The sequence below is a fragment of the Inquilinus sp. genome (genome assembly GCF_039594555.1).
Lineage (GTDB): Bacteria > Pseudomonadota > Alphaproteobacteria > DSM-16000 > Inquilinaceae > Inquilinus.
The window spans coordinates 26,589-36,745 of sequence record NZ_JBCNNF010000012.1 but is presented as its reverse complement, the minus strand read 5'-3'; the positions used below and the strand labels follow the sequence as shown (position 1 = coordinate 36,745).

At 69.5% G+C, this 10,157-nt stretch carries 9 protein-coding genes; 3 read left to right on the top strand and 6 right to left on the bottom strand.

From position 1 onward, the window contains the following. The 4 genes from ABDW35_RS02540 to ABDW35_RS02525 form a co-directional block, all read right to left on the bottom strand. On the bottom strand, positions 1-1,314 hold a 1,314-nt coding region (locus tag ABDW35_RS02540), incomplete at its 3' end, for an amidase (protein ID WP_343712273.1). Between the two features lie 117 nt (positions 1,315-1,431). Beyond that, positions 1,432-2,940, bottom strand: coding sequence for a tripartite tricarboxylate transporter permease (locus ABDW35_RS02535; protein ID WP_343712272.1), 1,509 nt, complete (start codon positions 2,938-2,940; stop codon positions 1,432-1,434). Between the two features lie 7 nt (positions 2,941-2,947). Then, entirely contained in the window at positions 2,948-3,409 is a 462-nt protein-coding gene (locus ABDW35_RS02530) for a tripartite tricarboxylate transporter TctB family protein (RefSeq protein ID WP_343712271.1), read from the bottom strand. 173 nt (positions 3,410-3,582) lie between these two features. Further along, positions 3,583-4,566 (bottom strand): tripartite tricarboxylate transporter substrate-binding protein, encoded by a 984-nt coding sequence (locus ABDW35_RS02525; protein ID WP_343712270.1) that lies wholly within the window; start codon positions 4,564-4,566, stop codon positions 3,583-3,585. A 93-nt stretch (positions 4,567-4,659) separates the two neighbouring features. On the opposite strand from ABDW35_RS02525, the gene nudC reads away from it, so the two are divergent. Further along, positions 4,660-5,622 carry an NAD(+) diphosphatase gene (gene nudC / locus ABDW35_RS02520; RefSeq protein ID WP_343712269.1) on the top strand — a complete coding sequence of 321 codons (963 nt, stop codon included), beginning with the start codon at positions 4,660-4,662 and terminating at the stop codon, positions 5,620-5,622. 18 nt (positions 5,623-5,640) lie between these two features. Here nudC and ABDW35_RS02515 read toward each other — a convergent pair whose 3' ends face one another. Next, positions 5,641-6,495 (bottom strand): prephenate dehydratase, encoded by an 855-nt coding sequence (locus ABDW35_RS02515; RefSeq protein WP_343712268.1) that lies wholly within the window; start codon positions 6,493-6,495, stop codon positions 5,641-5,643. After that, complete coding sequence (locus ABDW35_RS02510) at positions 6,492-7,259, bottom strand: 3-deoxy-manno-octulosonate cytidylyltransferase (RefSeq protein ID WP_343712267.1); 768 nt, start codon at positions 7,257-7,259, stop codon at positions 6,492-6,494. The genes ABDW35_RS02515 and ABDW35_RS02510 overlap by 4 nt, the downstream gene beginning before the upstream one ends. A gap of 241 nt (positions 7,260-7,500) precedes the next feature. Between ABDW35_RS02510 and ABDW35_RS02505 the strand changes: the two genes are divergently transcribed. Together ABDW35_RS02505 and ABDW35_RS02500 are read left to right on the top strand one after the other, a co-directional pair. Then, positions 7,501-8,133 (top strand): cytochrome c family protein, encoded by a 633-nt coding sequence (locus ABDW35_RS02505; protein WP_343712266.1) that lies wholly within the window; start codon positions 7,501-7,503, stop codon positions 8,131-8,133. 149 nt (positions 8,134-8,282) lie between these two features. Further along, entirely contained in the window at positions 8,283-10,157 is a 1,875-nt protein-coding gene (locus ABDW35_RS02500) for an extracellular solute-binding protein (protein WP_343712265.1), read from the top strand.

Sequence of the window (10,157 nt, the reverse complement as noted above, 5' to 3'; positions counted from 1 at the left end):
ATCATCGAAGCGCCGGCCGACGATCTGCAGCCCGATCGGCGCCCCGGCCCTGGTGTAACCGCAGTTGATCGACACCGCCGGCTGCTCGGACATGTTCCAGACCACGGTGTAGCCGATATGCTCGAATGGTTTGTCCGGGTCGTTGACCGGCGACGCCCAATCGGCCGGAAAGCGGGCCACCGGCGCGGTCGGCGACAGCACGAAATCCAATGATCCGAACAGCTTGGCGGCCGTCTTTCGCATCTCCATCGTGCGGTTGAAGCCGCGCATCACGGCGAGGCCGGAGCGCTGCGCCCCCGATTCCGCCCAGGCGCGGATATAGGGCAGGATCTTCGCCCGCCCACTCTCCGGCAGCTTCTCGACATCGTCCCAGGCGCGGGCTCGCCAGAAATCGTCCAGTCCGTCCAGCATCTCGCGGGTTAGGATCGCAGGTACCGGCTCGACGATCGCCCCTTCCGCCTGTAGCAGCCGGGCGGCGGCCTCGACCGCCTCCCCCACCTCCGGGTCCAGCGCCATGCCGGCGCCGATGTCCATCATCAGGCCGATGCGCAGGCCCTTGGGGTCGATCGCCAGGTCGGACCAGGCGATCTCCGCCGGCGGCAGGCTCATGCCGTCCCGCCCGTCCGGCCGCGACAGCACCGATATGGCCAGCGCGGCGTCGGCCACCGTCCGGGTCATCGGCCCGGCGACACGGCCGACATAGGGCGGGTCGATCGGAATCCGCCCCAGGCTGGGCTTCAGCCCGACGATGCCGCACCAGCCGGCCGGCAGCCGGACCGACCCGCCGATATCGGTGCCGACATGGATCGGCCCGTAGCCGGCGGCGGCCGCCGCCCCCGCCCCGGCGCTGGAGCCGCCCGGATTGGTCGACAGGTCCCAGGGGTTGCGGGCCAGCTTGTGGAAGCTGGAGAGGCCGGAGGACAGCATGCCGTAATCCGGCATGGTGGTCTTGGCCAGGAGCACGGCGCCGGATTCGCGCAGCCGGGCGGCGGGCGGCGCGTCCTCGGCGGCCGGCACCAGCGGCGTCGCCGCGGTGCCGACCGGCACCGGCACGCCCTTGGTGGCAATGTTGTCCTTGACCGTCACCGGCACGCCGTCGACCGGGCCCAGCGGCGCGCCCTCGGCCCAGCGCCGGGCCGAGTCCGCGGCGGCGGCGCGGGCGGCGGCCGGGTCCAGCGCCCACAGGGCGTTCAGCTTCGGCTCCCACGCCTCGATCCGCTGCAGCACCGCCTCGGTCACCTCCACCGGCGACAGGCTGCGGTCGCGGTAGCGGGCGACGAGATCGACGGCGGAGAGATCGGCAAGCGAGGTCATGCGTCACCGGCTGAGCAAGAAGACGGATGTCCTGCCCAGCTAAGCGGAAATCCGCCGCCCGGCCAAGCCGAATGGCCGGACATTTCGTGACGGCATGGAAGGGTTGCGGCAGAAGCGCTACCCCGCCTCCTCCTGGAACGCCTCCTCGCGCTTGCGGCGGATCGCCGGGCTGATCATCACCAGCAGCACGCCCACAGTCAGCAGCAGCAGCACGGCGCTGATCGGCCGGGTCAGGAACACCGTGGCGTCGCCGCGCGCCAGCAGCATGGCGCGGCGCAGATTCTCCTCCATCATCGGCCCCAGGATGAAGCCGAGCAGCAGCGGCGCCGGCTCGCAATCCAGCTTCACCAGGATGTAGCCCACCAGCCCAAACAGCACCGTCAGATAGACGTCGAAGACGTTGTTGTTGAGGCTGTAGACCCCGATGCAACAGAAGGCCAGGATCGCCGGGAACAGCAGATGGTACGGCACCTTCAGCAGCCGCACCCAGATGCCGATCAGCGGCAGGTTCAGCACGATCAGGAAGAAGTTGCCGATCCACATCGAGGCGATCAGGCCCCAGAACAGGTCCGGCTGCTCGGTCATCACCAGCGGGCCGGGCTGGATGCCCTTGATGATCATGGCACCGACCATCAGCGCCATCACCGGCGTCGGCGGAATGCCCAGCGTCAGCATCGGGATGAAGGAGGTCTGGGCACCGGCGTTGTTGGCCGATTCCGGCCCGGCCACGCCCTCGATCGCGCCCTTGCCGAACTCCTGCGGCCGGCGGGAGATCTTCTTCTCCAGCGAATAGGCGGCGAAGGAGGAGAGGATCGATCCGCCGCCCGGCAGGATGCCGAGGATTGAGCCCAGCGCAGTGCCGCGCAGGATCGCCGGCGTCATCCGCCGCGCATCCTCGCGCGTCGGCAGCAGGCCGGAAACCTTGCGCACCATCACGTCGCGCAGGTGTTCGGCCTCCAGGTTGCGGATGATCTCGGCGATGCCGAACAGGCCCATCGAGATGGCGACGAAGTTGATGCCCTGCGACAGCTCGGGGATGCCGAAGGTGTAGCGCGGCGTGCCGGTCTCGACATCCTGCCCGACCATGCCGAGCAGCAGGCCGAGCGCGATCATGCCGAGCGCCTTGAGCACCGAGCCATGCGCCAATGCGACGGATGCGACGAGGCCGAGCACCATCAGCGAGAAGTACTCCGCCGGCCCGAATTTCAGCGCGACGGCGGCCAGCGGCGGCGCGAACAGCGCGATCAGCAGCGTGGCGACGGTGCCGGCGAAGAAGGAGCCGATGCCGGCGGCGGCCAGGGCGGCGCCCGCCCTGCCCTGCTTCGCCATCTGGTAGCCGTCGATCGCCGTCACCACCGAGGCTGATTCGCCCGGCAGGTTGATCAGGATCGCCGTGGTCGAGCCGCCATACTGCGAGCCGTAATAGATGCCGGCCAGCATGATCAGGGCCGAGATCGGCGGCAGCACGAAGGTGGCCGGCAGCAGCATGGCGATGGTCGCGGTCGGACCCAGGCCCGGCAGCACGCCGACCAGCGTGCCCAGCAGCACCCCGACGAAGCAGTAGGCGAGATTGGTCGGCGTGAAGGCGACGCCGAAGCCGAGAATGAGGTCGTGCAGCAGATCCATGATCGCCTCAGTTCCCGAACCAGCGGCCGAAGATGGGGATCGGCAGGCCGAGCCCCCAGACGAAGACGGCGATGCAGAAGACGGTCATGACCACCGCCGCCGCGGCCGCGACCGGCGCCCGGAACCGGATGCTGGCGAAGGCGCCGGCGAACACCACGACCAGCACCGACACCGCCAGGCCGCCGCCGCGCAGCAGCAGCCCGAACAGCAGCATCGCCGCCAGCACCACGGCCCCGCCGCGCCAGGCCCACTGCCCGACGCCCTCGCCCTCCAGCACGAAGGAGCGGACCAGGGTGATCAGCCCGATCAGGCCCAGGATGGCGGCCAGCACCGTCGGGAAATAGCCCGGCCCCATCTTGATGGCCCGGCCCATGGGATAGCCCTGGGCGATCCAGCCGAACGCGATCGCCAGGGCAAGGAAGATCAGCCCGGACCAGAAGTCCTTGGGATGACGGATGGAGAGGCGCATCGCGGCTCCTGGATCCGGTGGTTATCGCTTGAGTCAGCGGCGCGAGAGCCCGTCATCGCGAGCCCGGAAGGGGCGTGGCGATCCAGCGGCACCGCCCTCTGGATCGCCCCGTCGCTGCGCTCCTCGCGATGACGGTTTCAGCGAATGAGGCGCACCGAACACCCGGCCGACCATCAATCGGCGTAGACGCCGGCGGCGGTGATCACCGGCTGCCATTTGGCGATCTCGGCCTTCAGATAGGCGTCGAGCGCCGCCGGGGTCGCCTGCGCCAGCGCCACCGGCTCGGTGCCGAGATCGGCGAAGCGCGCGACCACGTTGGGGTCCTTGAGCGCGGCCTGCAGCGCGGCCTCGAGCTTCTCGACCACCGGCTGCGGCGTGCCCTTGGGGGCGTAGAGCCCGTGCCAGATGCCGATCCTGAAGTTGGGCAGCCCGGCTTCGGTCGTGGTCGGCACGTCCGGCAGCGACGGCACCCGCTTCTCGCTGGTGACGGCGTAGACCTTGATCTTGCCGCCCTTGATCTGGCTGGTGGTGTTGGTGGTCTGGTCGCACATGAAGTCGAACACGCCGCCCAGCAGGTCGTTCATCGCCGGGCCGGTGCCTTTGTAGGCGACGGTGGTCAGCTGGGTGCCGATCGCCTCCATAAACAGCATGCCGCAGAGATGCGAGGCCGAGCCGACGCCGGCATTGGCGATCGTCACCTTGTCCTTGTTGGCCTTGGCGTACTCGACCAGCTCCTGCATCGACTTCGCCTCGAAGTCGCCGCGGGCGACGAAGGTCATCGGCACGTCGGTGACCAGGCCGATGCCGGCGAAGGCCTCGCCCGGCTTGTAGTCCAGGTTGCGGTAGAGGGTGGCGCTGGTGGCTTGGCCGATATGGTGCAGCAGCACGGTGTAGCCGTCCGGGTCGGCCTTGGCGACGCGCCCGGCGCCGATGGTGCCGCCGGCGCCGCCGACATTCTCGACGATCACCTGCTGGCCCAGCGTCTTGCTCATCGGCTCGGCGATTAGCCGCGCCACCGTATCGGTCGGCCCGCCGGCGGCGAAGGGCACGACCATGGTGATGACGCGGTTCGGATAATCCTGGGCTGCGGTCGGCAGGGCAAAGGCAAAGGCCGTGGCGGCAAGCAGGCCGAGGCCGATCCGGCGGCTGAAACTCATAGACGTGACCCCCTTCGTGTTCGTCGGATCCGGCCGTTTCGCATCGGCCGTGAATTTTTTGGCAATCTAACCTGTCCTTTTCGGAAGGCACAGTTGCTTTTCCCGGCGCTGGCGTCGCAGCCGGGGCCGTGCCAGTGTCCCGGCATGCTGCGCCCGAACTTCTACGTCCATCCGTCGCTCGACCGCGCCGGCCGCTACCGCCGCGACACCGAGTGGATCGCCCGCGTCACCATCAGCGAGCACACCCGCATCCTGCCGGTGTGGCAGGGCCGCAACCTGATCGTCGGGCCGCCGGAGGCGCCGCATGTCGCCATGGTGCCGGCGACCGAGACGTGGTGGCGCAGCGTCGCGGCCGAGACGGTGATGCTGGGCATCGACGGCGACGTCACCTATCTCGCGGTCGACATCAGCGGCATCGCCGACCCGGCCGCCGACCCGGTGTTGGCCGGGTTCGGCAGCTTCCTCGACCTGCGCGCGGTCGGGCCCCTGCTGCCGCATGAGGAAGGCGCCCTGCTGGCCTATGCCCGCGGCATGGTGTGGTGGCATTCGCGCCACCGCTTCTGCGGCGTCTGCGGCCATCCGACGGTCAGCAGCGATGCCGGCCACCGCCGCGACTGCACCAATCCGGAGTGCCGCACCCAGCATTTCCCGCGCACCGACCCGGCGGTGATCATGCTGATCCATGACGGCGACCGGGTGCTGCTGGGCCGCCAGAAGGCGTGGCCGCCCGGAATGCATTCGGTGCTGGCCGGTTTCCTGGAGCCGGGCGAGAGCCTGGAAGACGCGGTGAAGCGCGAGGTGCTGGAGGAGGCGGGCATTCGCGTCGACGACGTCCGCTACCACTCCAGCCAGCCCTGGCCGTTCCCGCAATCGCTGATGGTGGGGTTCACCGGCCGGGCCGTGACCTCCGACCTGCAGGTCGACCAGGACGAGCTGGAATCCGCCGCCTGGTTCGAGCGCGGCTGGCTGCGCCGCCATGTCGACGACGAATCGTTCCGCCTGCCCCGCCGTGACAGCATCGCCCGGCGCCTGCTGGAGGACTGGCTGGCGGAGTAGCCGCCGGCCGGCCTGCCCTCACTCGTCCGCGGCGAGCTGGCTCGGGTCGCGGCGGAAGGGGTGGGCCGGATAGACGCCGAGCAGGTGGAAGTTGCGGGTGAAGAACTGCAGCTCCTCCAGCGCGAAGCGCAGCGACTGGTCGTCCGGATGGCCTTCAACGTCGGCGTAGAACTGGGTCTGGCTGAACCGGCCGCCCAGCATGTAGCTCTCGAGCTTGGTGATGTTCACGCCGTTGGTGGCGAAGCCGCCCAGCGCCTTGTAAAGGGCGGCCGGCACCGACCGCACCTCGAACACGAAGGTGGTCATCACCGGGCCGTTGTTCGGCTTCGGCCGCACCGGGTCGCGCGACAGCACCACGAAGCGGGTGGTGTTGTGCTCGGCGTCCTCGATGTCGCTGGCCAGGATCTCCAGCCCGTAGATCTCGGCCGCCAGGCGGCTGGAGATGGCGGCGATGCCATGATCCGACTGCTCGGACACCATGCGGGCGGCGCCGGCGGTGTCGGCATGGTTGACCGGCTTCAGGCCGCGCGCCCGCAGCCACTGCCGGCACTGGCCCAGCGCCTGGACATGGCTGTGCACCTCGCGGATGTCGGTCAGCTTGGTGCCCGGCAGCGCCACCAGCTGGTGATTCACCCGCAGGAAATGCTCGCCGATGATGTGCAGGCCCGATTCCGGCAGCAGATGGTGCATGTCGGCGACGCGGCCGGCGATCGAGTTCTCGATCGGGATCATGCCGAGATCGGCCCGGCCGTCATGGATCGCCGCCAGCGCCTCCTCAAAGGACGGGCACGGCACCGTCTCCGCATCCGGGAAGGCCTGCCGGGACGCCATGTCGGAATTGGCGCCGGCCCAGCCCTGGAACGAGATCCTCATCGCGCGGCTCCTTCCGCAAGCAGGCGCCGGGCGCGCTCCAGCTCCTCCTGGGTGTCGACGCCGAGCGGCACGGTGTCGACGATTGCGACGTCGATCCGCATGCCGGCGGTCAGCGCCCGCAGCTGCTCCAGCTTCTCGCGCCGCTCCAGCGCCGAGGGCGGCAGCGTCACATAGCGCTCCAGCGCCGCCCGGCGATAGGCGTAGAGGCCGATATGGTGCAGCAGCGGCCCGTCGCCCGACGGCGCCGTGGTGCGGGTGAAGTAGTAGGCCCGGCCGGTCCGCGCCCCCTCCTCCCGCTCGACGATCGCCTTGACGATGGCGGGGTTCGCCTTCTCCTCCTCGCGCACGATCACCGCGGCCAGCGTGCCGATATCCACCGCCGGGTCGTCGAGCAGCGCCATGGCGGCCCGCGGCAGCGCCGGGTCCAGCGTCGGCAGGTCGCCCTGGACGTTGACCACGATGTCGTGGCGGCCCTCCGGATCGACGCTGCGCAGCGCCTGGGCGATGCGGTCGGAGCCCGAGGGCAGGTCCGGATCGGTCAGCACGGCGGTGCCGCCGGCCGCCTCGATCGCGTCGGCGATCGGCCGGTCGCCACAGGCGACGACGACGGGGCCGAGGCCGGCCGCGACCGAGCGGCGCCAGACATGGACGATCATCGGCTCGCCATGGATGTCGGCCAGCGGCTTGTTCGGCAGGCGGGTCGCGGCCAGGCGGGCCGGGATGACGACGATGGGGTTGGACGCGACGAGGTTGGGCGAGGTCATGATGCCGCGTCATCCACCCTTGCCGCGACGCCGTCAAGACCGCGCCGAATCCCGGATCGCCGGGAGATCGCCGGGCTGGGGGTCGCGGCCGTCCCCGACGAAGGTCGCAAAGGGTGTCGCAGCCGGACATCGCCCCTTGCCAGACCGATTGGAACGCCTCTACAAGACGGCCGGGCCCGTACGACCGAATCGAGTCGTGCGTCCGGGGAGGTTGCCGTCGCGCTTCGAGGTGAGATCCGGCATGGAATTCAATAAAATATTCGCCGCTGTCCTGCTGGCCGGCATCATCGGAATGGCGACCGGCATCGTGGCCGATATCCTGGTCTCGCCGGAGCCGCTGCACGAGAACGCCTACAAGGTCGATACCAGCGCCGTCGCCAGCGCGCCGGCCGCCGGCGCCGAGCAGGCTGGGCCGTCGATCCCGCCGATCGCGCCGCTGCTGGCCAGCGCCGATCCCGCCAAAGGCCAGGCCTTGTCGAAGGCCTGCACCGCCTGCCACACCTTCGAGAAGGGCGGCCCCAACAAGGTCGGCCCGAACCAGTGGAACCTGGTCGACGCGCCGATGGGCCACAAGGACGACTTCAACTACTCGGCCGCGATCAAGAAGAAGCACGAGGAAGGCGCCCACTGGACCTATGAGGAGCTGAACGAGTTCCTGGCCGGTCCGAAGGCGCATATCCCGGGCACGACCATGACCTATGCCGGCATGAAGAGCGAGAAGGACCGGGCCGACCTGATCGCCTGGCTGCGCACCAATGCCGATACGCCGGCGCCGCTGCCGAGCCCGGATGCCGCCCCTGCCGGGGGCGCGGCTCCCGCGGGCGGTGCCGCCCCGGCCGGCGGGGCCGAGCAGGCGCCGAAGAGCGGCGGCTGACCGCCGCAGCGTTGCAGTTCCCGGAACGGGACCGCCAAAAGCGGTCCCGTTTCCGTTTATGTCTGGCTTTATCCGGCGCCGTGAGATTCCCTAGAGTCCGTTTCTCTGCCGGCGCCTCTGCGGCGCCGGACCGCCGGTCCGGGATTTCCATGCGCGTCATTGCCGCCCTGCTGCTCACCCTCGCCCTCGCGGCCCCCGCCGCTGTTCGGGCGCAGGAGCCGCAGGCGATCCCTGGCGGCGAGCCTGCGGCCAGCCACGCACTGGCCCTGTTCGGTGAGCCGAAGTATCCGGCCGGCTTCGACCATTTCGACTATGCCGATCCGGATGCGCCGAAGGGCGGCAGCGTGGTGCTGGGCACGGTCGGCACCTTCGACACGCTGAACCCGATCCCCCTGGGTGGCCAGCCGCCGCGCTCGCTCGGGCTGCTCTATGATTCGCTGATGGTCGAGAGCCAGGACGAGTCCGGCGTCTATTACGGCCTGCTGGCGGAGAGCGTGACGATTCCGGACGACTCCTCCTGGGCCGTCTTCACCCTGCGGCCTGAGGCGCGCTGGCACGACGGCGTGCCGGTCACGGCCGCGGATGTGGTGTGGAGCTGGGAGACGGTGCGCGACAAGGCCGAGCCGTTCCTGAAGTCCTTCTTCCGCGACGTCACCGGCGCCGAGGCGCTGGACGACCGCCGGGTGCGCTTCACCTTCGCCAGCCGCAACACCCGCAAGCCGATCGGCCAGGTGGCCTCGGCGCTGCCGATCCTGCCGAAGCACTGGTGGACCTCGAACGGCCGCGATGTCGGCCAGGGCACCGTCGAGCCGCCGCTGGGCAGCGGCCCCTACCGGATCGCGTCGGTCGATCCGGGGCGGACGCTGGCCTGGGAGCGGGTGCCGGACTATTGGGGCCGCGACCTGCCGGTGAATCGCGGCCTGTGGAACGTCGACCGCATCCGCTACGACTATTACCGTGACCGCGACGTCGAGTTCACCGCGTTCAAGGGCGGCGCCTCCGACTTCCGGCAGGAATTCACCTCGCTGTTCTGGGCCACCGGCTACGACATCCCGGCGGCGCGCGACGGCCGCCTCATCCGCGCCGAAATCGCCAGCGAGGATCCGCGCGGCATGCAGGGCTATCTGTTCAATCTGCGCCGCCCCCCCTTCTCCGACCCCAAGGTCCGCGAGGCGCTGGGTTGGCTGTACGACTTCGAATGGGTCAACAAGACCCTGTTCTCCGGCCTGTACGACCGGCTGACCAGCTATTTCAACGCCGAGGGCTTCCGCTCCTCCGGCGTGCCGGAGGGCGAGGAGAAGGCGCTGCTGGAGCCGTTCCGCGGCCAGGTGCCGGACGCGCTGTTCGACACCCCGTTCACCCTGCCGGTGACGGACGGCAGCGGCAACATGCGCGACAATATCCGCATCGCGCTGCGCCTGTTGAAGGAGGCCGGGTGGGAACAGCGCGACGGGGTGATGACCAACATCGCCACCGGCGCGCCGATGCGGTTCGAGATCCTGATCGACCAGGCGATCTTCGAGCGGACGACCCAGCCCTTCATCGACCGGCTGCGGCAGGTCGGCATTCAGGCGTCGCTGCGCCGGATCGACGCGGCCCAGATGCAGAAGCGGCGACAGGCCTTCGATTACGACATCATGCCGCTGGCCCTCGCCTTCTATCCCCCGCCGGGCAGCGAGCTGCGCAACTATTTCGGCTCCGCGGCAGCGGGGATCGAGGGCTCGGCCAATATCATGGGCATCCGCAACCCGGTGGTGGACGCGCTGATCGACAAAGTCGTGGCCGCCCGCGACCTGTCGTCGCTGCAGGTTGCGACCCGGGCGCTCGATCGCGTGTTGTTGTGGAATCGCTATGCGATCCTGCAATGGGGCAAGAGCGACGCCTGGGTGACCTATTGGAACCGCTTCGGTCAGCCGAAGACGCAACCGTCGCATCGCTTCGGCGACCCGAATGGGATCGCGTTTCCCTCGACCTGGTGGATCGATCCGGCGAAAGATGCGGCGCTGACGCGCGGCGGAGGATAG

Excerpts from the sequence above, each read along its gene's own strand:
- ABDW35_RS02535 (WP_343712272.1), bottom strand. The coding sequence starts at position 2,940 with ATGGATCTGCTGCACGACCTCATTCTCGGCTTCGGCGTCGCCTTCACG.
- ABDW35_RS02530 (WP_343712271.1), bottom strand. The coding sequence starts at position 3,409 with ATGCGCCTCTCCATCCGTCATCCCAAGGACTTCTGGTCCGGGCTGATC.
- ABDW35_RS02525 (WP_343712270.1), bottom strand. The coding sequence starts at position 4,566 with ATGAGTTTCAGCCGCCGGATCGGCCTCGGCCTGCTTGCCGCCACGGCC.
- ABDW35_RS02515 (WP_343712268.1), bottom strand. The coding sequence starts at position 6,495 with ATGAGGATCTCGTTCCAGGGCTGGGCCGGCGCCAATTCCGACATGGCG.
- ABDW35_RS02510 (WP_343712267.1), bottom strand. The coding sequence starts at position 7,259 with ATGACCTCGCCCAACCTCGTCGCGTCCAACCCCATCGTCGTCATCCCG.
- ABDW35_RS02505 (WP_343712266.1), top strand. The coding sequence starts at position 7,501 with ATGGAATTCAATAAAATATTCGCCGCTGTCCTGCTGGCCGGCATCATC.
- ABDW35_RS02500 (WP_343712265.1), top strand. The coding sequence starts at position 8,283 with ATGCGCGTCATTGCCGCCCTGCTGCTCACCCTCGCCCTCGCGGCCCCC.